We start from the raw sequence: 20,583 nt of genomic DNA, 5'->3' as shown, positions 1-20,583 counted from the left end.
CCGCGCCTGGGCTATGTCACCCCCTGTGCGGAGAATGGGCTGCATGGCACGCGTCGCACTGGTCCTCGGCTCGGGCGGCGCCCGTGGCTATGCCCATCTCGGCGCGGTCCAGGAGCTGCGCGAGCGCGGCCACGAGATCGTCGCCGTCTCCGGTACGTCGATGGGCGCGCTCGTCGGCGGCCTCGTCGCGGCCGGCAAGGACGAGGAGTTCGCGACGTGGGCCTCGACGCTCACCCAGCGCCGCGTGGTCCGCCTCGCCGACCCGACCTGGTCCGGCGGCGGCGCGGCGACCGCCGAGCGGCTGATGTCGGCGCTCGACGAGATCGTCGGCGACCTGCTCATCGAGGACCTGGCGATCCCGTTCACCGCGGTCGCGACCGACCTCGCCGCGCGCCGCGAGGTGTGGTTCCAGCGCGGACCGCTCATCCCGGCGATCCGGGCGTCCATCGCGATCCCCGGCCTGTTCACGCCGGCCGTGGTCGACGGGCGGGTGCTCGTCGACGGCGGGCTGCTCAACCCGCTCCCCCTCGACCCGACCGCCGCCTCGGCTGCCGACTTCACCGTCGCCGTCTCGCTCCAAGGCCCCCGCGAGCCGCACGAGCCGTCCTCGCCGGCCCGCGGCTTCTCCGTCCGTACGGCGGAGTGGGCGACCGAGTGGGCCACCGAGCTCCGCCGCCGGTTCCGCCGCGGCGACCTCGGCGCCGAGCCCGACCAGCTCGCGGACGTCGTCCCGATCGGCAGCCCGGAGGCGCCCGCCGAGTCCCCGGCCGAGTCCCCCGCCCGCCCCGACGTCCGTACGTCGGAGGTGGTCGCCCTCTCCTTCGACGCGATGCAGAGCCTGATCACCCGCTACCGCCTGGCGGCGCTGCCCCCGGACGTGCTGGTCACGGTCCCCCTCGGCGCCGCCCGCACGCTCGACTTCCACCGCGCCGAGGAGCTCGTCGACCTCGGCCGGACGCTGACCGCGGCCGCCCTCGACACCGCCGGACGCTGAGCGGCCCGTCTATCCTCGTCGGACCACGACGAAGGAGGCTCCCGTGCCAGATCTCGGGTCGCGCGCGCTGCGGATCCTCGGCACCGCCGCGGTACTGCCGGACGAGGTGCTGACGAGCGCGGAGCTCGACGAGCGGCTGGGCCTGGCCGCCGGCACGGTCGAGGAGCGGACCGGCGTACGAGTGCGCCACGTCGAGCGTGGCAGCGCCGCAGCGCTGGGCGCCCGGGCCGCGCGCAAGGCGCTCGCCGACGCGGGACTGACCCTCGACGACGTCGACGTGATCCTCGGCGCGAGCGCGACGCCCGACCAGCCGCTGCCCTGCAATGCCGCGCTGCTGCACGAGGAGCTCACCCCGGCGCGCCCCGTGCCCGCGTGGGACGTCAACGCGAGCTGCCTGAGCTTCCTGGTCGCGCTCGACCTGGCCGCGACGCTGGTCGACGCGGGCCGCCACGAGCGGATCCTCATCGTCTCCAGCGACCTCGCCTCCGTCGGCCTGGACTGGTCCGACCTCGGTGCCTCCGGGATCTTCGGCGACGGCGCCGCCGCCGTGGTGGTCGGCCACGCCGGGACGACCGGGTCCGCCGTCCTGGCGGCCGGTCTGGCCACCCACAGCGAGGGCGCCCACACCTGCGAGATCAAGGGCGGTGGCTCCCGCTTCGCGCCCGACCGGGTCGACGGCGACTACGCCGACTGGGCACGCTTCCGGATGGAGGGCGGCGCCGTCTTCCGGCTGGCGATCAAGCACCTGCCGCCCTTCGTGGACGGGCTGCTCGCCGAGGCCGGGACCACGATGGACGACCTGTCCGTCGTCGTCCCGCACCAGGCGAGCCACCACGCGCTCGACTGGGTGCGCAGCCGCTTCGGCGTCGAGGGTGATCGCCTCGTCGACATCTACGCCGACCACGGCAACCAGGTCGGTGCCTCGCTGCCGTCCGCGCTGCACGCCGCGATCGAGAGCGGCCGGCTGCGCCGGGGGGACCGGGCGCTGCTGCTCGGGACCGGCGCCGGCCTCAGCCTGGGCGGGATCGTGCTGTGCTACTGACCGACCTCCCCGCCGGGCTGCCCACCGACCAGCCCCGGGTCACGCTCCACTGGCTGCGCGTGGGCCACTGCGTCCAGATCGAGGGCCTGGCCCGCAAGGGCGCGCCGATGCGCCCCATCGAGTTCCCGTCGTACGCCGCGGCGATCGGGCACCCCGAGCACGGCTGGACCCTCTTCGACACCGGGTACGCCGACCACTTCTTCACCGCGACCCAGCGACTCCCCGCTCGGCTCTACCGCGAGCTGCTCCCGGTCACGCTGCCCGACGACCAGCACCTGCCGGCCCAGCTCCGCGGGCTCGGCATCGACCCGCTCGACGTACGACGCGTCGTGGTCTCGCACTTCCACGGCGACCACGTCGCGGGCCTGCGCGACTACCCCAACGCCCGGATCGTCGCCGGAGGCGCCGGCAGCGCCCAGATCACCGGTCTCAAGGGGATCAACGCGATCCGGCACGGCCTGCTGCCCGCGATGCTGCCCGACGGCCTGAGCGACCGGCTCCTCGCTGCCGAGGACCTTCCGGGCGGCGACCTGCTCGGCGACGGCAGCCTCCTGCTGGTCGCCCTGCCCGGCCACATGCCCGGTCACCTCGGTCTGGTGCTCACCGCGACCGACGGGCGCCAGGTGCTGCTCGCCGGCGACGCCGCGTGGTTCACGAAGTCGATCACCGACCTCGCGCCGCCGTCCCGCCTGGCCGGGATCGCCTTCGACGACTGGACCGCCGCGATGGGCACGCTCGGCCACCTCCATGCGCTGCACCGCGCGCACCCCGACCTGCTCCTGCTCCCCGCCCACTGCACCGCGGGCTTCGACGCCTGGCATGCCGGACTCTGACGCGCGGGTCGTCGCGGCGGCGTTCGCCCGCGAGCGCTGGCTCCCCCGGGGTGGGTTCGACCGCCGGCGCGCCCGCGCACTCGACCACTTCCTGCGCCACGAGCTGACGAAAGCCCCGTTCTACGCGGGTTTCGCGGGTGCGTCGCTCGCGGACCTGCCGGTCGTCGACAAGCGCACGGTGCTCGCCGACTTCGCGTCGTTCAACCGGCACGGGATCACCCTCGACCGCGCGCTCGCGGTGGCCGAGTCGGCCGAGCGCTCCCGCGACTTCGCCCACACGCTGCCCGGCGGGGTGACCGTCGGGCTGTCGTCCGGGACGTCCGGAACCCGCGGCGTCTTCCTCGTCTCCGAGGCGGAGAGCCGCCTGTGGGCGGGCATCCTGATGGGTCAGCTGATGTCGCCCGCGTCATTGCGGACGATGCTGCGCCGCCCGCTGCGGGTCGCACTCTTCCTGCGGGCCAACAGCAATCTGTACGAGACGCTCGACAGCAGCCGGGTCGCGTTCTCCTGGCACGACCTCACCGTCCCGCTCGAGACGCACCTGCCGCGGCTGGCCGGCACCGACGTCCTGGTGGCGCCTGCCGCCGTCCTGCGCCGGATCGCCGAGGCCGCGCCCCGCGGCCTGCGCCCGCTCCAGGTGGTGTCGGTCGCCGAGACCCTCGAGCCCGACGACGCCGCGGTGATCGCCGCCGTCTGGAGGCGCCCGGTTGAGCAGATCTACCAAGCCACCGAGGGTCTGCTCGCAGTGAGCTGCCCGGCCGGACGGCTGCACCTCAACGAGGCGCACCTGCACGTCGAGCCGGAGTGGATCGACCACCAGCGCTTCCACCCGGTCATCACCGACTTCACCCGCACCACCCAGTACGTCGTGCGCCACCGCCTCGACGACGTCCTCCTGGCCGCGCCGGGCCCCTGCCCGTGCGGTCGGCCGGGACGCAGCATCGCCGCCGTCCTGGGCCGCGCGGACGACGTGCTGACGCTGCCGCCCGGAGACGTGCCCGTCTACCCGGACGCGCTGCGCCACGCGGTGGCACTGGCCGGAGACCTCGGCGACTACCGCATCGAGCAGCACGGCGCCCAGTGGCGGCTCGCGACAATGCTCGGCGGCCCGGACGCCGTCACCCGGGTCGCGGCCGAGGCCGGGCGTCTCGCCGAGCGGCTCGGCGCGCGGGCGCCCGAGGTCGTCCCGATGGGGTGGCCGGACGAGGCGCCCACGCAGAAGCGACGACGCATCAGGAAGGTGACATGAGAATCCTCGTGACCGGAGCCTCGGGCTTCGTCGGCGGCCGGACCGTCGAGCTGGCGCGGGCCGCGGGCCACGAGGTGGTCGGCCTGGGCCGGCGCCGCCTCGACCAGGACGGCTACCTGAGCGCCGACCTCGGCCGGGTCGGCCCCGAGGACCTGCCGGCGCTGCCGTGGCAGCCCGACGCGGTGATCCACTGCGCGGCCCGGGCCACCCCCTACGCGAAGCGGGCGGACTACGACAGCGACAACGTGATCGCGACCCAGACCGTGGTCGACTGGTGCGCACTGCTGGGGAGCCCGCGGCTGGTGCACGTGTCGTCGTCCTCGGTGCTCTACCGCGACGGCGACCAGCTCGACCTGACCGAGGAGAGCCCACTGCCCGGCGACTTCGCCAACGACTACGCGCGCACGAAGGCCGACTCGGAGCGGATCGTCCGTACCTACGGGGGTTCCTGGGTGATCGCGCGGCCGCGCGCGGTGTTCGGACCCGGCGACACGGTGCTCTTCCCCCGGATCATCGCGGCCGCCAAGGCCGGCCGGGTCCCCCGGCTGACCGGACGCTCCGAACCTGCGGTGGGCGACCTGATCTACGTCGACAACCTCGCGGACTACCTGCTCCGGCTCGCCGCGCGCCCCGACCTCGGCGGCGTCTACCACCTGACCAACGCCGAGCCGGTCGAGATCCAGACGATGCTGCTCGAGGTGATCGAGCGGCTGGGCCTGCAGCCCCCGACCCGCGAGGTCAGCCTGACCACCGCGATGCGCGCGGCGACCGTGCTGGAGCGGACCTGGCGGCTCCTGCGCCTGCCCGGCGAACCGCCGATCACCCCCTACGGCGTGGGGGTGCTGAGCTGGTCCAAGACGTTCGTGCCCGACAAGATGCTGCGCGACCTCGGCGCGCCACGGATCTCCGTCGCCCAAGGCGTCGACGAGTTCGTGTCCTGGCAGAAGGAGCGCCTGTGAGCCGCTGGGTACGACGGGCCGCGGTCGGCTACCTCGCCCTCCAGGCCGGCAAGTCCGCCGCCGCCCTGCACGCCGCCCGGCAGGCGCCGCCCGCGGTCGAGCCGGCCGCCGACGCGATCGCCCGGGTGGTCGTCGTGCAGCCCATCCTGTCGGGCGATCCCGGGCTCGAGGACGCGCTGCGCGACAACCTGCTGTCGCTGGCCGGCGCGCGCTTCGTCTGGCTGGTCGACGAGGACGATCCCGAGGCACAGCGCGTGGTCGCGCGGATCGGCCCCGCGCCCCGGCTGACCGTACGGGTCTGCCCGCCCGCACCCGACGGGATCAACCCCAAGCTCGCCAAGCTCCAGCCCGCGCTCGACGACTGCGCGGACGACGAGATCTTCCTCGTCCTGGACGACGACACGCGGCTGCCGCGGACCAGCCTCGGCGCCCTGCTGGGCGGCCTGGACCGGGCGACGCTCGCGACCGGCCTCCCGGCGTACCTGCCTGGGGGGACGGTGTGGGCCCGGCTGGTCGAGCAGTTCGTCGACAACAACGCGGCGCTGACCTACCTGCCGATGGCACCGGTGACGATCAACGGCATGTGCTGGGCGATGCGGGTCGCGGACCTGCGCGCCCTCGGGGGATTCACGCCGATCCTGCGCAACCTGACCGACGACCTCGCGGTCGCCGGGGCGGTGCTCGGCAGCGGCGGGACGATCTGCCAGACCGCGTCCCCCCAGTGGATCACCACGACCGTCGACGGTCCCGCCCCCTACGTGCGCCTGATGCACCGCTGGATGCTCTTCGCCAACCTGCTGCTGCGCCGCCAGCCGCCCGCCACGGTCGGCGCGATCAGCGTGCTCCACGGCGTGCACCCGAACCTGCTGTGGTTCGTCCTGGTCGGCTCGGCCCGGTCGCGCCGGGTGCTGTCGGTGGTCGCCGTCCTGGGTGGGCGCGCCCTGCTGCTGCGGGGCCTGCAACGGCGGATCTACGGGCGTCCGCTCCACGCCCCCGCGCTGTCGCTGGTCTCCGAGCTCGTGCAGCCCGCCCACCTGGGGCACGGCGCGGTGCAGCGCACGATCCGGTGGCGGACCCGCACCTACCGGGTGCGCTCCGACGACGACTTCTCGCCGGTGCCGGTGCCCGTGCCCGGGCCGGACGACCGCTGATGCGCCTCCAGGTGCTGCACCTGACCGGGCAGAGCGACCCGCGCTCGTGCGCGCTCTCCCCCGTGCAGAGCGCCTTCCTGGACGCGCTGCCGATCGCGGACGAGGCGAAGGTCCGGCTCAACTTCCCCTACGCCACGGGGCTCGCGCCGTACCGGCCGGTGCCGCTGTGGCTCGGGAGCCTGCGGCACCTGGTCCTGTTCTGGCGGATCCGGCTGCTCCGCCGGCCGTGGGCGGCCCGGGTGCGTCCGTCGGTCACCCGGCAGCTGCTCGCCGCCGACCGGACGCTGGTCCTGGCCGGGTCGATCGGTCTCGACCTGCTCGGCCGGCTCGATCTGCCGGCACCGGTGCTCGACCGGCTCGTCGTCGTCGCGTACGGCGCCGTCGCCACCCGGCCGCCGTCGTGCCGGGTGATCCGGGTCGGCAGCCGCAGCGACCACCTCGCCCGGTGGTGGCCGCACGAGGTCACCGTGGACGCGGGACACCTCGACTACCTCGCCGCACCCGAGCTCACCGCGCTCTGCCGCACGCTGCTGGCCGAGCTGGAGGCCGCGTCATGAGCCTCGTCGACCTCGTTGCTCCGCCGATGGCCGGCCACCTGCACCCGATCCTGGGCATCGCGGCGCGTCTCGCCCGTGAGCCCGGCGTCGAGGTCCGGGTGATCAGCACGGCCGGCGCGCTCCCGGCGATCACCGCGACCGGCGTACCGGGCCTGGCGCTGCTCGACGGCGCCGACGAGGTCCTCGAGACGGTCGTGAACCCGCCCTACCGGGTGGGCAGCAACCCGCGCCGGCTCGCCCGGCAGCTGCGGGCGGCGGTGGGCCTGCAGCGGGAGTTCCGCACCGAGCTGCTGGACGTGTGGGCCGCGCGCCGGCCGGACCTGGTGCTCGCGGACTTCACCATGGGCGCGGTCGGCAGCGCCGCCGACGAGATCGGCGTGCCGTGGTGGACGACGCACCCGTCGCCGTGCGCGATCGAGGGCCGCAGCGGGCCGCCGTCCTACCTGGGCGGGTGGCGCCCGGGGGTCGGCCTGGCCGGCCGCTCGCGTGACGCGCTCGGACGGGCCGTGGTGCGCGGGTTCAAGGGGCTCGCGCCACGGCTGGCCGGCGTACGGCTGGCGGAGGTGGGGGTGCCGCGGCTGCACCGGCCGGACGGCTCGGAGGCGATCTACTCCCCCGAGCGGATCTTCGCGCTCACCCCCGAGGCGATCGAGTTCCCGCGGTCGCTCCCGGCGGCCGTGCGGTACGTCGGACCGGTGCTCCACACCCCGCCCACCGCCGTACCCGCTCCGGACCTGGCGCCGGGACGGCCCGCCGTCCTCGTGACGGCCGGGACGCACCTGCCCTGGCACAAGGCGTCGCTGCTGGTCTCCGCGGCCGAGGCGGCGGCCGCGCTGCCGGACGTCGACGTGCACGTGAGCCTCGGGGGCGACCCGGTGCCGCCGTCGGCTCCCGGGGCCCGCGTGCAGGTGCACCGGTACGTCGACTACGCCCGCGACCTGCCCCGCTTCGCCGCCGTCGTGCACCACGGCGGCGCCGGGGTGCTGGGGCACACGCTCGCGGCCGGTCTGCCCGCGGTGGTGGTGCCGGTGGACTACGACCAGTTCGACCACGCCGTCCGGCTGACGGAGGCGGGCGTGGCCGTCGCGGTGACCACCACGCTCGCCGCCGCGATCCGCGAGGTGCTCGCCGTGCCGTCGTACCGGCGGGCGGCGGAGGAGGTCGCCGCCGGCCTCGCCCGGACCCCCGCCGTGGACGCGATCGCCGCCGAGGTCCGGGCCCGGTTGGCCGAAATCGGCCCCACGGCCGCTGATCCGGCGGCAGGATTCGCCCCATGACCCTGGGGCTCCCCCCTGAAGACGAGCGCGCCCTGCTCTCGGCGCTGATCGCCGCGGCCGCGCCGGACGCCGTACCGGCCGAGCAGGCGATCCCCCTGCTCTGCCGCGTGGACGAGACCGACGTGGCCGCGCTGGCCCAGCTCGCCTACCACGCGCTCACCGGCGTCGAGCCCGGTACGCCGGAGCCCGCCGCCCCCGCGGACCTGGACCCCGGCTTCCCGCCGTTCGCCTCCGAGGTGCTCGTTCGCGCCATCGTCGGACCGGACCACCGCCGCCCGACGCCCCAGGCGCTCCTGGTGGTGCTGGAGATGATCGGCGCCGACCAGTGGCCCAGCCACGGGCGGCCGCACGTCGTGCTCGCCCCGCCGGAACCCGAGCCGGAACCCGAGGCGGAACCAGAACCGGAGCCGGAGCCGGAGGTGGTCGCCGTGGTGACGAAGCCGGCGCCCGAGGAGTTCCGCTCGCTGCTGCTGCCGAGCCGGGACGTGCCGCGCTTCGATCCGCTCACCGATCCGCTGCCGGACCTGCGCGACGATCCCGTCGTCGTGGCGCCGCCGGTCGCCCTCGTCCCCGAGCCCGAACCCGAACCCGCCCCGGTCGAGCCCGAGCCGGTCGAGCCCGAGCCGGAGCCGGTCGAACCCGAGCCCGACCCCGAGCCGGCCCGCCACGTCGACGCCCAGGCCCGGCCGATCCAGGACGAGTTCCGCAATATCGTCGCGCCGACCTACGCGGTCCCGCACTTCTCCCCGCTCGAGGGCGCCGGTCCGCTCCCCGGGCTCGAGGACGGCCGGGAGCGCCGCCGCCGCAGCGGCCGCAAGGGCCGGCGGCGGCACCCGGTCAACCACACCTCGCCCGAGGACCGGCGCCAGACGCTGGTGATCGTGGCGGTGATCCTGGTCCTGGTCGTGCTGGGCGCGATCTACGCCGCCAGCCGCAGCGAGGACAAGCCGCGCGACGGCGCCCCTCAGGGGGCGAGCCGCACCCTCGACCAGCCGGCACCCTGGCGCGTGTAGCGGATCCGGTCGTGCAGCCGCCCCGGCCGGCCCTGCCAGAACTCGAACGACGCCGGCCGGACGACATACCCGCCCCAGGTGGGCGGGACCGGGACGGGCAGCGGCCCGTCCGGGCCGGTGAACCGGTCCTCGGCGGCGCGGTAGGAGTCCTCCAGGTCGCCGCGGCCGGCGACCACCTCGGACTGGGGCGAGGCCCAGGCGCCGAGCTGGGAGCCCCGCGGCCGCGAGGAGAAGTACGCCGCCACGTCGGCCTCCGACAGCGCCTCCGCCGTGCCCTCGACCCGCACCTGCCGCTCGAGCGGGTGCCAGGGGAACAGCAGGGCGCAGCGGGGCTCGTGGGCGAGCGCCGTGCCCTTGCGGGAGGCGGTGTTGGTGAAGAACCGGAAGCCCTCGCCGTCGCCCGCGCTGCGCACGCCCTTGAGCAGCACCATCCGCGACGACGGCATCCCGTCGGGGTCGACGGTGGCCACGACCATGGCGTTGGGCTCGTGCACCCCGGCGGCCGCGACGTCGTCGAACCAGCGCTGCCACAGGGGCCACGGGTCGTCGGGCAATTCGGCCTCGGCGAGCCCGCGGTCGCCGTACTCCTTGCGGAGGGTGGCCAGGTCTTCACGCGCGTCGGCTTCGGCGGGCATGGGGCCAGCGTAGGGCGCCGGACGGGAGGTGGGGCAGAATGCCGGGTGGCCTGCGGGTCGCCCGGCATCCGGACGGCTCGCCCCGTCGCAACGAAGGAGTTCGCCGATGCCTGAGGTACACCACGGACTGGAAGGCGTCATCGCCTTCGAGACCCAGATCGCGGAGCCGGACAAGGAAGGCTCGGCGCTGCGCTACCGCGGTGTCGACATCGAGGACCTGGTCGGCCGGGTCCCCTTCGAGAACGTCTGGGGGCTGCTGATCGACGGCGCCTTCACGCCCGGCCTGCCGCCGGCCGAGGCGTTCAGCCTGCCGGTGCACACCGGCGACGTCCGTGTCGACGTCCAAGCCGCGATCGCGATGCTCGCGCCGGCCTTCGGCTTCGGCCAGACCTACGACATCAGCGACGAGCAGGCCCGTGCGGACCTCGCCCGGGTCGCCGTCATGGTCCTCTCGTACGCCGGCCAGTCGGCCCGCGACCTGCACCTCCCCGTCGTCCCCCAGCGGCTCGTCGACGAGGGCAAGACGCTCGCCGAGAAGTTCCTCATCCGCTGGCGCGGCGAGGCCGACCCCAAGCACGCCCACGCGATCGACGCCTACTGGTCCTCCGCGGCCGAGCACGGCATGAACGCCTCGACGTTCACCGCCCGCGTCATCACCTCGACCGGCGCGGACGTCGCGGCGGCCTTCTCCGGCGCGATCGGCGCGATGAGCGGCCCGCTCCACGGCGGCGCGCCGTCGCGGGTGCTGCACATGATCGAGGAGGTCGAGAAGACCGGCGACGCGCGCGCCTACGTCAAGAACCTGCTCGACTCCGGCGAGCGGCTGATGGGCTTCGGCCACCGCGTCTACCGGGCCGAGGACCCGCGCGCCCGCGTGCTGCGCCGGACCGCCAAGGAGCTGGGCGCCCCGCGCTACGCGATCGCCGAGGCGCTGGAGCAGGCCGCGCTGGCCGAGCTCCGCGAGCGCCGTCCCGACCGCGTGCTCGAGACCAACGTCGAGTTCTGGGCGGCCATCGTCCTCGACTTCGCCGAGGTGCCGCCGCACATGTTCACCTCGATGTTCACCTGCGCCCGCACGGGCGGTTGGTCCGCGCACATCCTCGAGCAGAAGACGACCGGGCGCCTGATCCGTCCCTCGGCCGTCTACACCGGCCCGGCCGCGCGTCCGGCCAGCGCCATCGAGGGCTGGAACGCCGACTGGGCGCTCTGATCGACGCCGTGGCAGGGGTCGTGGTCGGCGACGACGGGCTGGCTCGTCCGGCCTGGGCCGCCCACGACCCGCTGCTGCGCGACTACTACGACACCGAGTGGGGCCTGCCCGTCACCGACGAGCAGGGGCTCTACGAGCGGATCACGCTCGAGGCGTTCCAGGCCGGTCTGTCGTGGGCGACGATCCTGCGCAAGCGGCCGGCCTTCCGGGCCGCGTTCGACGGCTTCGACCCCGAGGTCGTCGCCGGGTACGACGACGCGGACGTCGCGCGCCTCATGGCCGACGCCGGCATCGTGCGCAACCTCCGCAAGATCCAGGCCGCGGTCACCAACGCACGCGCGACGATCGACCTGCGCGACGACGGCGGGCTGGCCGCGCTGGTGTGGTCGTTCCGGCCCGCCGACACCCCACGGCCGCGGGTGTTCGCCGACATCCCGACCACCTCGGCCGAGTCGCTCGCGCTGTCCAAGGAGCTGCGCCGGCGCGGGTTCGTGTTCGTGGGACCGACCACGATGTACGCGCTGATGGAGGCGGTCGGCATCGTCGACACCCACCTCGTCGACTCCCACCGGCGGGGCACCTCGGGCGTCTGGCCCGACTGACCGCCCAGACGCGTCCGGTCGGTCAGGCCGCCATGCCGATCTGGGCCAGGAACGCGGCCGCGGCCGGTGCCGGGCCGAACCCGCTCCAGATCACGTGCTCGGTACGGACCGGGGCGCGGGTGACCGGGATCGTGACCAGGCCGGGCAGCTGCTCGGCGAAGGTCGACGCGAGCAGCGCGACCCCGAGCCCGGCCCCGAGGATGCGGCTCATCAGGAGCATGTCGGTGACCTCGTAGGCCACCTCGCGGGTGAGCCCCGCCGCGGCGAACGCGAGGTCGGCCTGGCGGCGTCCCGTCGTCCCGGCCGGGAAGTCGACGAACGTCTCGCCGGCCAGGCGCTCCAGCGTCAGCCGGCGACGTCCGGCCAGCGGGTGCTCCGGAGCGACCACGGCGCGGTGGTGGTCGCGGGCGATCAGGCGCGCGGAGACTCCGGAGAACGCGAAGTCGTCGGGCAGCCCGAGGAACGCCAGGTCCAGCTCGCCGTCGGCGACCTGGCGCACGAAGGCGTCGCTGTTGCCGCTGGTGAGCCGGACCTGCACCTGGGGGTGCTGCGCGCGGAACGCCCGCAACGCCTCCGGTACGTCGACCGCGGCCACCGTCGGGATCACCCCGATCGCCAGCGGGCCGCGGATCTCGCCTTCCGCGGCCGCCGCCTCGGCCGCCGCGCGGTCGGCCGCGTCGAGGCACTGCCGCGCGATCGGGAGGAAGGCGGCACCGGCCGGGCTGAGCCGCACCTGGCGGCTGGTGCGGTGGAACAGCCGGACCCCGAGCTCCTGCTCCAGCCGGGCGACCTGGTGGCTGAGCGCGGACTGCACGACGAAGCAGCTCTCCGCCGCGCGGGTGAACGAGCCGTGCTCGGCGACGGCGAGGACGTAGCGCATCTGCTGGAGCTCCACAGGATCAATCGTGATGCACGATCGATCCGATGAAAAGCATGTGTTGGACTCATTGATCAGACCGCAGGAACCTGGATGCATGACCAGCACCGTCCTCCCCACCCGGACCGCCGCCCCGACCGGCGGCAACCCCAGCACCGGCAGCCGCACCGGCGGCACCGCCGGGCTGACCGCCCTCACCGCGCTCGCCCCGGCCGTGTGGGGCACGACGTACCTCGTCACGACCGAGCTGCTGCCGCCCGGGCACCCGCTGTTCGCGGGGCTCCTGCGGGCATTGCCGGCCGGACTCCTGCTGCTCGTGATCTTCCGGCGGCTGCCGCAGGGCGTGTGGTGGTGGCGGGTGCTGGTGCTGGGCGCGCTCAACATCGGGTTCTTCTTCCCGCTGCTGTTCATGGCCGCCGAGCGGCTGCCCGGCGGGGTGGCGGCGACGGTCGGCGCGATCCAGCCGCTGCTCGTCATCGCGCTCGCCCTGCCGCTGCTGGGCGAGCGGCCCACGACGGCCAAGGTCGGCTGGGCGCTGACCGGCGTGGCCGGGGTCGCGCTCGTCGTGCTCGGCCCGAACGCGACCCTCGACCCGGTCGGCCTGCTCGCCGGCGCCGGTGGGGCGCTGTCGATGGCCGCGGGCGTGGTGCTCACCCGGCGCTGGGGCCGGCCCGAGGGGGTCAGCTCACCGGTGCTGGTGAGCTGGCTGCTCACCGCGGGCGGACTGGTGCTGCTGCCGATGACCTTCCTGGTCGAGGGGGCACCCCCGGCGATCGACGTCCCGGCGGCAGGCGGCTACCTGTGGCTGGGCGTGGTGGGCGGGCTGGCGGCGTACCTGCTGTGGTTCCGCGGGGTCGGCGTGCTGCCGGTCGCCTCGACGGCCCTGCTCGGCCTGCTCTCCCCCGTCGTCGCCGCCGGCCTCGGCTGGCTCGTGGTCGGGGAGGCGCTGCGGCCGCTGCAGCTGGCCGGGTTCGCCCTGGCGCTCGCCGCGATCCTCGGCGGCCAGCTCGCCGGCCGGCCGCGCCACTGACGGGCCCGGATCGGGCCGGGTCAGCGCGCGACGTGGTCGAGCAGCTCGGCCCCGGCGGCGGCCGCCGCGACCGGGTCGCCGGCCCGGACGGCGTCGAGCACCGCGTCGTGCTCGGCGGCCAGGACGTCGGTGGCCGAGCCGGGCTCGTCGATGCTGGCGCGCAGGGTCTCGACCAGGCCGTCGTACAGCTCGGCGAGCAGCGGGTTGTGCGCCGCCGCGACGACGGCGACGTGGAAGTCGACGTCCGCGGTGATGAACGCCTCGCCGTCACCGCTCTCGAGGGCGGCATGGCGCCGCTCCATGACCGCCTCGAGGACCGCCAGGTCCTCGGCCGTACGGCGCTCGGCCGCCAGCGCCGCGGCCCGCACCTCGATCGCGTGGCGCACCTCCAGCAGGTGCTCGAGGTCGACCCGGTCGACCTGGCGGCGCATGAGTGCCTGCATCTCGGTCGTCGCGGCCACGTAGGTGCCGTCGCCGCGCCGCACGTGCAGGATCCCGAGGTGCGCGAGCGCCTTGACCGCCTCGCGGACGGTGTTGCGGCTGACCCCCAGCGCGGCGGCGAGCGCGGGCTCGGGCGGGATGCGCGTACCGACGGTCCACTCGCCGCTCGCGAGCAGCGTGCGCATGCCGTCGATGGCCTGGTCCACGAGGGAGGCCGGGGTAGCCGGGCTCAGCGGCATGGACTTCCTTTCATCCGATCATCCGATGTCTGGCTAGAATAGCCGCATGTCCGCCGCCACCCACGCCTCGTCGTCGTCCGCAGCCTCCCCCTCGGCCCCGGGCGCGGCAACGGTACGGGGGCGCGCGGGCATCGGTCTCATCGTCGCCGTCCTGCTCGTGGCGTTCAACCTGCGGCTGGCGATCACCAGCCTCGGGGCGCTCCTGGACCAGCTCAACGACGCCGGCGTCTCCGGCGCCACCCTGGGCGTGCTCACCTCGCTGCCGGTGCTCTGCTTCGCGCTCGTCGGCGCGACGGCGATGGTCGTCACCCGCTGGATCGGCGTCGACCGCGGGCTCGAGGGCGCGCTCGTCCTGCTCACCCTGGGCCTGGTGCTCCGGGTGCTCGACGGCACCCCCGCGCTGCTGGCCGGCACCGCCGTCGCGACCGCCGGCATCGCGCTCGCCAACGTGCTCATCCCCGCCATCGTCAAGGAGCACTTCCCCGACCGGGTCGGCGTGATGACGGGCGCCTACACGGCGATCCTCTCGCTCGGCTCGGCCGTCGGCGCCGCGACCACGGTGCCGATCGCGGACGCCGCGGGCAGCTGGCGCGTCGGCCTCGGCGTCTGGGCGCTGGTCGCCGTCACCGCGGCGATCGCGTGGGCGCCGTACTGCCGCCGGCGCGATCCGGCCCGCTCGACCGTGCGCGGTGCCGCCCTGTGGCGCAACCCGACGGCGTGGGCCGTGACGATCCTCTTCGGCACGCAGTCGCTCTACGCCTACGTGATGATGAGCTGGCTCCCGAGCCTGTACGCCGACGCCGGGTTCAGCGACGCCAAGGCCGGCCTGCTGCTGGCGCTGAGCATCGCCGTCGGCGTCCCGTTCTTCTTCCTCGCCCCGAGCGTCGCCGGCCGGCTGCGCCACCAGGGCCACCTGGTCCTGCTGCTCACCCTGCTGACCGTGGCCGGCTGGGCCGGGCTCTGGGTCGCCCCGCACGACGGCGCCTGGGTCTGGGCGGTGCTGCTCGGTGCCGGCGGCGCGGTCTTCCCGGTGACCCTGTCGTTCTTCGCGATGCGGACCACCTCGACCGCCGACACCGCGTCGCTGTCGACGATGGCCCAGAGCATCGGCTACCTGCTCGCTGCCGGTGGCCCGCTGCTCGTCGGGATCCTGCACCACAGCTCGGGCGGCTGGGCGCTGCCGTGCGCACTGCTCGTCGGCCTCGGCCTCGTGCAGGCCAGTGCCGGCTACCTCGCCGGGCGACCGGTCAAGATCGGCCGGCCGGCGAGCTGAGCGCTCCGGCCAGCACCGCCAGCGCCTCGTCGAGCTCGGCGTCGGTCGGGCCGCCGAACCCGACGAGCAGCCCGCTGAGCGTGGCCGAGCGGCAGTAGTCACGCAGCAGGTTGACCCGGAACCCGGCCTCCTCGGCGGCGTCCCGCGCCCGGACCGCGGCGGGGTGCGGGAGCAGCCAGCTGCTGTACATGCCGGCGATCGGCCCCGCCAGCTCGGCGTACGGCGACAGCGCGGCCACCACGCGCGGCGCCCGCTCCGCATAGACCCGGCGCGCCGAGCGGACCACCGCGTCGACGTAGCCGTCGCGCAGCAGGGTCACCAGCGCCCGCTGGACCGGCCAGGGCGGGACGTCGTGGGTGACGGCGCGGTGGGCGTCGTACGGGTCGAGGAGGCGGTCGGGCACGACCGACCAGCCGAGCCGCAGCGACGGCAGGATCGCCTTGGACGCGGTGCCCAGGTAGGCGACCTGCTCCCGGTCGAGCGAGGCGAGCGCGGGCACCGGCGCGACGTCGTAGCGGAACTCGGAGTCGTAGTCGTCCTCGACGACGAGCGTGCCGTCGCGCCGTGCGGTGGCGAGGAGGGTGAGCCGGTCGGCGGCCGGCATCACCCGGCCCAGCGGGTGCTGGTGGGCGGGTGTCACGTAGGCCGCGACGCACCCGTTCAGGTCGGTGACCGGGTCGAGCGCGGGCAGGTCGCGCACGGACCTGCCCGACTCCAGCACGGTCGCGACACCCGCGCGGTAGCCCGGGTCCTCGACCGCGACCGGACCGGAGGGCAGCACCGCCAGGAGGTTGCGCAGCCCGGCGCCCGTGCCGCCGGTGATCCGCACCAGGTCGGCGTCGACGACCACCCCGCGGGTGCGGCCGAGCCGCTCGGCGAGCAGTGCACGCAGCTCGGGCAGGCCGCGCGCGTCGTCGTACCCGCGCGGCGGGGTGGCGACCGAGACCTCGCGCCAGGCCCGGCGCCAGACCGCCTCGTGCCGCGGGTCGATCCACGGCGTGCCGGCGTCGAGCATGACCAGGTCCCGCTCCCGGGTGGCCGGACGACGGCGCGGCGGCGCCGCGGGACGCCCGGCCGTGCCGTCCGCGACCCAGGTCCCGGCGCCGTGGCGGGCCTCGAGCCAGCCCTCGGCCAGCAGCTGGTCGAAGGCCTGCTCGACGACCGACCGGGAGACCGCCAGGTCCGCCGCGAGCCGGCGGGTGGCCGGCATCCGGTCGCCGCCGACGAGCGCACCGTCGAGCACGAGGTGGCGGACCTGGTCGGCGAGCTGGGTGCCGAGCGGACGCGGGTCGGCGCGGTCGAGACGGAGCGGCAGCATGGAGTGGCCTGTCGATGTGGGCGGGAAGTGGCCCGTGCCTGCAGGCCACTCGTCGCCCACGATAGTCCCATGACCACGGCGCCGACCCTCCCGATGGAGCCCACCGACCGCACGCGCATCAACCGCGGCCGCAACCGCGCGATCGACGACCGCGCCGCGCTGCTCGCCTTCCTCGACGACGCCTACGTCGCCCACCTCGGCGTCACCGTGGGCGACCACACGCTGGTGCTGCCGACGGCCTACGCCGTCGACCCCGAGGGGCCCGACGAGGGCGGCACGCTCTACGTCCACGGCTCGGTCGCGGCGGGCTGGCTGCGGAGGTCGGGCGGCGCCACGGTCTGCGTGACGGTCACCGAGCTCGACGGCCTGGTCGCCGGCCGCTCCTCGTTCCACCACTCGATGAACTACCGCTCCGCGGTGGTGATCGGCACGGCCCGCGTGGTCGAGGACCCCGACGAGCGGCTGCACGCGCTCGACCTCATCGTCGACCACATGATCCCCGGGCGCGCGGCGACCCTGCGCCCCAGCACGCGCAAGGAGCTCGCGGCGACCGCGGTGCTCGCCGTACCGCTGCACGAGGCGTCGATGAAGGTCCGCGCCGGCGGCCCCGTGGACGAGCCGGACGACATCGCGGACGGCGTGTGGGGCGGGCACATCCCGCTGACCCGGGTGCTCGGGTCGGCGGTGCCGGCCGAGGACAACCTGCCGGGCCTGGACGTGCCGGCCGACGTCCGCTCAGCCGCGCCGTAGCCCCGACTCGGGCCGCCGATCGCCGATTTGCGCACGGAACCCGTCGAACCGTGGTCGGCGGCCCGGCGCCGGCCTACCGTCCTGGCACCCCGCTGACCGAAGGGATGCACATGGCAGCCGATCCGGCACGACACCGGCCCCGGCCTCTCGCCCGGGCGCTCGCCGGCACGCTGGCGACGGTTGGCCCACCGACTGGGGCGGGGAGTACGGGGAATTCAACCCGGACCGAGGGGCGCACACCTTCTGCTTCCACGACGCCGAACCCCCGGTCGCGGCGCTCAGGACCCGGATGATCGCAGCGATGGACTACCTCGCCGCGTCGACTGATGCCGCCACCTTCGAGATGGTCCCGTGCGACACCAGCTCGACCGCAGGTCAGACCGACGTCGTCTGGCGTGGGCAACCGTCACGGTCAGCGGCAGAGAGCCGGCGCCGTTTCGACAACGGACTGTGCGATCGCCACCGCCAGTACCGCAAGACGGCTTGCCACGAGCTCGGGCACACGCTCGGCCTGAACCACTTCAACGCACCCCACGAGAGCTGCCAGCGCCTCGGATGGACCGGCACGATCACCGATGCTTGGACCCGCACCTGGACCGCCCACCACCGCGGGCACATCGACGATTGGTTCTGACGTGTCCCCACTCCACGCCTCTCGTGCCGGACTCACGGTCGTGGCCGCCACCACCGCCGTCACGGCGGCACTCGCGCTGACCGGCTGCGGCACCGAGAGCGACCGAGCCGCCGACCAGCGAGACTCGGCCGAGGTCTCCGCCGCACCGGCCACCCCGCCTCCCTCGCCCACCGCCGACTGCCGTCCCGTCGATGTCGGCGCCCTGCGGGCCGGCGGCGCCTACGACTACGAGCCGCGCACCCCCGCTCAGGCTCTGGCCGAGTCCGACCTGGTGGTCGTCGCCACCCTGGTCCGCATCGTCGACGGCTTCGAGCAGCGTGACGACGGCGACCGCGTCCCGTACCTGATCGCCGAGCTCTCGATCACCGAGCGCATCGGCGGCCGTCACCCAGCAGCCGTTCCCGACGACCTGCTGCGCATGCCGATCCCCCAAGGCTCGATCAGCGTCGAGTCGGGAGAGCCGTCGTTCGACCTCGAACGGTTCCGCAGCGCACTCCCGGCAGGAACCCGGATGCTGCTGTTCGTCAACGACGCGACCGCCGAGTACGACAGCCCGCCGCCGACGCTCCCCGAGGGCACGCGCCTCTACGACGGGCGGCCCGACGGCGTCCTCGTCGACAACTGCGGGGTGCTGGTCGGCGGTCACGACGACCTCATGGGCGCGTGGCGATCTCACCGCACCCTTGGCGACCTCCGCGCCGACCTAGCCGCGCCGTAGCCCCGACTCGATCGCGAACACCACCAGCTGAGCGCGGTCGCGGGCGGCGAGCTTGACCATCGCCCGGCTGACGTGGGTGCGCACGGTGTCGGGGCTGACCACGAGCGCGGCGGCGATCTCGGCGTTGGACATGCCGGTCGCGACCCAGCCGAGGATCTCGCGCTCGCGCTCGGTCAGGTCGCCCAGCCGCGGGTGGGTCTGGGTGGGACGCCGGGCGCCGAAGTGCTCGATGACCGTGCGGGTCACCGAGGGCGCGAGCAGCGAGCCGCCGTCGGCGACCACGCGGACGGCGTCGAGGATCGCGGTCGGCTCGGCGTCCTTGAGCAGGAAGCCGCTGGCGCCGTTGCGCAGCGCCTCGAAGACGTACTCGTCGAGCTCGAAGGTCGTCAGCATCACCACCCTCACCTCGGCGAGGTCCGGGTCGAGGGCGACGGCGGCGAGCAGCTCGAGGCCGTCCATCGTGGGCATCCGGACGTCGCAGAGCACCACGTCGGGCCGGGTACGGCGCAGCAGCGCCAGCCCCTCGCGCCCGTCGGCCGCCTCGCCCGCGAGCGTGAGGTCGGGCTCGGCGTCCACGAGGGCGGCCAGGCCCATCCGGACCAGCGGCTGGTCGTCGACCAGGGCGACCCGGATCACCGCGGCTGCTCCGGGACCTCGACCACGACGGCGAACCCGCCGTGGGGCCGCGGGCCGACCCGCAGCGTGCCGCCCGCGGCGGCCACCCGCGCGCGCATCCCGCTGATGCCCATGCCCTCATCCTGCACGTCGCCGCCGCGCCCGTCGTCGCGCACGGTCAGCACGGCGTTGCCGCCGACCGAGGACCACGCGATCCACGCGGTGCCGGCCGAGGCGTGGCGCAGCACGTTGGTGAGCGCCTCCTGCACCACGGCGTACGCCGCCTCGCCGGCCTCGCGCGTGAGCGACCCCGGCGCCCCGGTCACCTCGACCCGGAGGCCCGCGGCCCGGACCCGCTCGACGAGCGCCTCGATGTCGTCGACACCCGGCGCGGGACGCCGCGGCGCGGGCTCGCCCGCGATGACGGCGAGCTCGGCGCGCAGCGCGTCGAGCGACTCCTTGCTGGCCGCCCGGATCGCCTCCAGGCTGGCCCGCACCTTGGCCTCGTCGCGCCCGAGCACGTGGAGCGCGACCCCGGCCTGCATGGCGATCACGGCCAGCCCGTGGCCGACACCGTCGTGCAGGTCCTGCGCCATCCGCAGCCGCTCCTCGGTCGCGGTCCGCTCGACCCGCTCGGCGCGCGCCTCGAACCGGTTGCGCGTCGCGGTCGCGACCGCGCCGGCGGCCAGGACCACGCCCGCCATGCCGATCGCCTGCCACAGGCTCTTGTGCGGCTCGTCGGCGTGCCACTCCCAGCGCGCGGCCAGGCCGGCGGCCATCAGCGTCACGCCGCCGAGCGCACCCGGCAGCCAGCCCGCGAGGGGCACTGTCGCCCCGGCCAGGAAGGTCACCGTCGGCAGGGCCAGGAAGACCGGGCCGTCGGCGAAGCCCAGGGCGAAGTAGATCCCGCACAGCGCCCCCGACGCCGCCAGCGCAAGCCCCGCCGTCCGGGGCGGCAGCGGCGGCAGCACGGCCGGCACCGTCGCCGCGACGACGAGGAGCACCGCCAGCACGACGGGGTGCCGGTCGTTCGCGGCGTTGGAGGCCGCCGTGCCGAGGAACACGATGACGAGCACCGCCCACGGCCACCACGCACGGTGGGCACGAGTCAGCTCCGCCACGCTCGGATGGGTCATGAGCCGAGGCTAGAGCGCCCCGCCGGCCCG

General features: G+C 75.0%; 22 protein-coding genes. 16 read left to right on the top strand and 6 right to left on the bottom strand.

The window, feature by feature from the left end; all coding sequences use genetic code 11:
• The first annotated feature begins 43 nt into the window (after positions 1 to 43).
• The 9 genes from M0M48_RS28830 to M0M48_RS28790 are packed head-to-tail and all read left to right on the top strand — an operon-like array spanning position 44 to position 9,075.
• The gene (locus M0M48_RS28830) at positions 44 to 994 is read left to right on the top strand and encodes a patatin-like phospholipase family protein (protein WP_257753766.1); all 951 of its coding nucleotides are present in this window, start codon (positions 44 to 46) and stop codon (positions 992 to 994) included.
• A 43-nt stretch (positions 995 to 1,037) separates the two neighbouring features.
• Positions 1,038 to 2,036, top strand: a complete 999-nt coding sequence (locus tag M0M48_RS28825; RefSeq protein WP_257753765.1) for a 3-oxoacyl-[acyl-carrier-protein] synthase III C-terminal domain-containing protein — start codon at positions 1,038 to 1,040, stop codon at positions 2,034 to 2,036.
• Positions 2,027 to 2,869 carry an MBL fold metallo-hydrolase gene (locus tag M0M48_RS28820; RefSeq protein ID WP_257753764.1) on the top strand — a complete coding sequence of 281 codons (843 nt, stop codon included), beginning with the start codon at positions 2,027 to 2,029 and terminating at the stop codon, positions 2,867 to 2,869. Before M0M48_RS28825 ends, M0M48_RS28820 begins: the two co-directional genes overlap by 10 nt.
• Positions 2,856 to 4,118, top strand: a complete 1,263-nt coding sequence (locus M0M48_RS28815; protein WP_257753763.1) for a F390 synthetase-related protein — start codon at positions 2,856 to 2,858, stop codon at positions 4,116 to 4,118. The genes M0M48_RS28820 and M0M48_RS28815 overlap by 14 nt, the downstream gene beginning before the upstream one ends.
• On the top strand, positions 4,115 to 5,077 hold the full coding sequence (locus tag M0M48_RS28810) for an NAD-dependent epimerase/dehydratase family protein (RefSeq protein ID WP_257753762.1): 963 nt from the start codon (positions 4,115 to 4,117) through the stop codon (positions 5,075 to 5,077). Before M0M48_RS28815 ends, M0M48_RS28810 begins: the two co-directional genes overlap by 4 nt.
• Positions 5,074 to 6,228, top strand: coding sequence for a glycosyltransferase (locus M0M48_RS28805; RefSeq protein ID WP_257753761.1), 1,155 nt, complete (start codon positions 5,074 to 5,076; stop codon positions 6,226 to 6,228). Before M0M48_RS28810 ends, M0M48_RS28805 begins: the two co-directional genes overlap by 4 nt.
• Positions 6,228 to 6,785 (top strand): hypothetical protein, encoded by a 558-nt coding sequence (locus M0M48_RS28800; protein ID WP_257753760.1) that lies wholly within the window; start codon positions 6,228 to 6,230, stop codon positions 6,783 to 6,785. Before M0M48_RS28805 ends, M0M48_RS28800 begins: the two co-directional genes overlap by 1 nt.
• Positions 6,782 to 8,062: a glycosyltransferase gene (locus tag M0M48_RS28795; RefSeq protein WP_257753759.1), complete on the top strand. Its 1,281-nt coding sequence runs from the start codon at positions 6,782 to 6,784 to the stop codon at positions 8,060 to 8,062. The genes M0M48_RS28800 and M0M48_RS28795 overlap by 4 nt, the downstream gene beginning before the upstream one ends.
• A complete protein-coding gene (locus M0M48_RS28790; protein ID WP_257753758.1) occupies positions 8,059 to 9,075 on the top strand; it encodes a hypothetical protein in 1,017 nt (338 codons plus the stop codon). The genes M0M48_RS28795 and M0M48_RS28790 overlap by 4 nt, the downstream gene beginning before the upstream one ends.
• Here M0M48_RS28790 and pdxH read toward each other — a convergent pair.
• Entirely contained in the window at positions 9,027 to 9,710 is a 684-nt protein-coding gene (gene pdxH / locus M0M48_RS28785; RefSeq protein WP_257753757.1) for a pyridoxamine 5'-phosphate oxidase, read from the bottom strand. The genes M0M48_RS28790 and pdxH overlap by 49 nt on opposite strands.
• 106 nt (positions 9,711 to 9,816) lie before the next feature.
• Between pdxH and M0M48_RS28780 the strand changes: the two genes are divergently transcribed.
• On the top strand, positions 9,817 to 10,920 hold the full coding sequence (locus M0M48_RS28780) for a citrate synthase 2 (RefSeq protein WP_215813457.1): 1,104 nt from the start codon (positions 9,817 to 9,819) through the stop codon (positions 10,918 to 10,920).
• Between the two features lie 8 nt (positions 10,921 to 10,928).
• The gene (locus M0M48_RS28775) at positions 10,929 to 11,522 is read left to right on the top strand and encodes a DNA-3-methyladenine glycosylase I (protein ID WP_215813458.1); all 594 of its coding nucleotides are present in this window, start codon (positions 10,929 to 10,931) and stop codon (positions 11,520 to 11,522) included.
• Between the two features lie 22 nt (positions 11,523 to 11,544).
• On the opposite strand, the gene M0M48_RS28770 is transcribed toward M0M48_RS28775, so the two are convergent.
• Positions 11,545 to 12,417 carry a LysR substrate-binding domain-containing protein gene (locus M0M48_RS28770; RefSeq protein WP_257753756.1) on the bottom strand — a complete coding sequence of 291 codons (873 nt, stop codon included), beginning with the start codon at positions 12,415 to 12,417 and terminating at the stop codon, positions 11,545 to 11,547.
• 79 nt (positions 12,418 to 12,496) lie between these two features.
• Between M0M48_RS28770 and M0M48_RS28765 the strand changes: the two genes are divergently transcribed.
• A complete protein-coding gene (locus M0M48_RS28765) occupies positions 12,497 to 13,429 on the top strand; it encodes an EamA family transporter (RefSeq protein ID WP_257753755.1) in 933 nt (310 codons plus the stop codon).
• 20 nt (positions 13,430 to 13,449) lie between these two features.
• On the opposite strand, the gene M0M48_RS28760 is transcribed toward M0M48_RS28765, so the two are convergent.
• Entirely contained in the window at positions 13,450 to 14,109 is a 660-nt protein-coding gene (locus M0M48_RS28760) for a FadR/GntR family transcriptional regulator (protein WP_257753754.1), read from the bottom strand.
• A 46-nt stretch (positions 14,110 to 14,155) separates the two neighbouring features.
• Here M0M48_RS28760 and M0M48_RS28755 point away from each other — a divergent pair, with 46 nt between their 5' ends.
• Positions 14,156 to 15,382, top strand: a complete 1,227-nt coding sequence (locus M0M48_RS28755) for a CynX/NimT family MFS transporter (protein ID WP_257753753.1) — start codon at positions 14,156 to 14,158, stop codon at positions 15,380 to 15,382.
• On the opposite strand, the gene M0M48_RS28750 is transcribed toward M0M48_RS28755, so the two are convergent.
• The gene (locus M0M48_RS28750; RefSeq protein ID WP_257753752.1) at positions 15,357 to 16,700 is read right to left on the bottom strand and encodes an aminotransferase-like domain-containing protein; all 1,344 of its coding nucleotides are present in this window, start codon (positions 16,698 to 16,700) and stop codon (positions 15,357 to 15,359) included. The genes M0M48_RS28755 and M0M48_RS28750 overlap by 26 nt on opposite strands.
• Positions 16,701 to 16,769: 69 nt before the next feature.
• On the opposite strand from M0M48_RS28750, the gene M0M48_RS28745 reads away from it, so the two are divergent.
• From M0M48_RS28745 to M0M48_RS28735, 3 genes are all read left to right on the top strand, one after another.
• Positions 16,770 to 17,450: a pyridoxamine 5'-phosphate oxidase family protein gene (locus M0M48_RS28745; protein ID WP_257753751.1), complete on the top strand. Its 681-nt coding sequence runs from the start codon at positions 16,770 to 16,772 to the stop codon at positions 17,448 to 17,450.
• Between the two features lie 301 nt (positions 17,451 to 17,751).
• Positions 17,752 to 18,084 carry a hypothetical protein gene (locus M0M48_RS28740; RefSeq protein ID WP_257753750.1) on the top strand — a complete coding sequence of 111 codons (333 nt, stop codon included), beginning with the start codon at positions 17,752 to 17,754 and terminating at the stop codon, positions 18,082 to 18,084.
• Positions 18,085 to 18,124: 40 nt separating this feature from the next.
• Positions 18,125 to 18,802: a hypothetical protein gene (locus M0M48_RS28735; protein WP_257753749.1), complete on the top strand. Its 678-nt coding sequence runs from the start codon at positions 18,125 to 18,127 to the stop codon at positions 18,800 to 18,802.
• Here M0M48_RS28735 and M0M48_RS28730 read toward each other — a convergent pair.
• Together M0M48_RS28730 and M0M48_RS28725 are read right to left on the bottom strand one after the other, a co-directional pair.
• Positions 18,788 to 19,438: a response regulator gene (locus tag M0M48_RS28730; RefSeq protein ID WP_215813467.1), complete on the bottom strand. Its 651-nt coding sequence runs from the start codon at positions 19,436 to 19,438 to the stop codon at positions 18,788 to 18,790. The two genes, M0M48_RS28735 and M0M48_RS28730, sit on opposite strands and share 15 nt — an antisense overlap.
• Positions 19,435 to 20,553, bottom strand: coding sequence for a sensor histidine kinase (locus M0M48_RS28725; protein WP_257753748.1), 1,119 nt, complete (start codon positions 20,551 to 20,553; stop codon positions 19,435 to 19,437). Before M0M48_RS28725 ends, M0M48_RS28730 begins: the two co-directional genes overlap by 4 nt.
• Positions 20,554 to 20,583 lie beyond the last annotated feature (30 nt).

The sequence above is a fragment of the Pimelobacter simplex genome, assembly GCF_024662235.1.
Classification (GTDB): Bacteria; Actinomycetota; Actinomycetes; order Propionibacteriales; family Nocardioidaceae; genus Nocardioides.
This window is presented reverse-complemented; position numbering and strand designations above follow the sequence as displayed.

What these genes read in the sequence shown, in the direction of transcription:
- M0M48_RS28810 (WP_257753762.1), top strand. Translation starts at nt 4,115, where the DNA reads ATGAGAATCCTCGTGACCGGAGCCTCGGGCTTCGTCGGCGGCCGGACC.
- M0M48_RS28780 (WP_215813457.1), top strand. Translation starts at nt 9,817, where the DNA reads ATGCCTGAGGTACACCACGGACTGGAAGGCGTCATCGCCTTCGAGACC.
- M0M48_RS28790 (WP_257753758.1), top strand. Translation starts at nt 8,059, where the DNA reads ATGACCCTGGGGCTCCCCCCTGAAGACGAGCGCGCCCTGCTCTCGGCG.
- M0M48_RS28755 (WP_257753753.1), top strand. Translation starts at nt 14,156, where the DNA reads ATGTCCGCCGCCACCCACGCCTCGTCGTCGTCCGCAGCCTCCCCCTCG.
- M0M48_RS28830 (WP_257753766.1), top strand. Translation starts at nt 44, where the DNA reads ATGGCACGCGTCGCACTGGTCCTCGGCTCGGGCGGCGCCCGTGGCTAT.
- M0M48_RS28815 (WP_257753763.1), top strand. Translation starts at nt 2,856, where the DNA reads ATGCCGGACTCTGACGCGCGGGTCGTCGCGGCGGCGTTCGCCCGCGAG.
- M0M48_RS28745 (WP_257753751.1), top strand. Translation starts at nt 16,770, where the DNA reads ATGACCACGGCGCCGACCCTCCCGATGGAGCCCACCGACCGCACGCGC.
- M0M48_RS28725 (WP_257753748.1), bottom strand. Translation starts at nt 20,553, where the DNA reads ATGACCCATCCGAGCGTGGCGGAGCTGACTCGTGCCCACCGTGCGTGG.
- M0M48_RS28750 (WP_257753752.1), bottom strand. Translation starts at nt 16,700, where the DNA reads ATGCTGCCGCTCCGTCTCGACCGCGCCGACCCGCGTCCGCTCGGCACC.
- M0M48_RS28795 (WP_257753759.1), top strand. Translation starts at nt 6,782, where the DNA reads ATGAGCCTCGTCGACCTCGTTGCTCCGCCGATGGCCGGCCACCTGCAC.
- M0M48_RS28800 (WP_257753760.1), top strand. Translation starts at nt 6,228, where the DNA reads ATGCGCCTCCAGGTGCTGCACCTGACCGGGCAGAGCGACCCGCGCTCG.
- pdxH (WP_257753757.1), bottom strand. Translation starts at nt 9,710, where the DNA reads ATGCCCGCCGAAGCCGACGCGCGTGAAGACCTGGCCACCCTCCGCAAG.
- M0M48_RS28740 (WP_257753750.1), top strand. Translation starts at nt 17,752, where the DNA reads ATGGACTACCTCGCCGCGTCGACTGATGCCGCCACCTTCGAGATGGTC.
- M0M48_RS28760 (WP_257753754.1), bottom strand. Translation starts at nt 14,109, where the DNA reads ATGCCGCTGAGCCCGGCTACCCCGGCCTCCCTCGTGGACCAGGCCATC.
- M0M48_RS28765 (WP_257753755.1), top strand. Translation starts at nt 12,497, where the DNA reads ATGACCAGCACCGTCCTCCCCACCCGGACCGCCGCCCCGACCGGCGGC.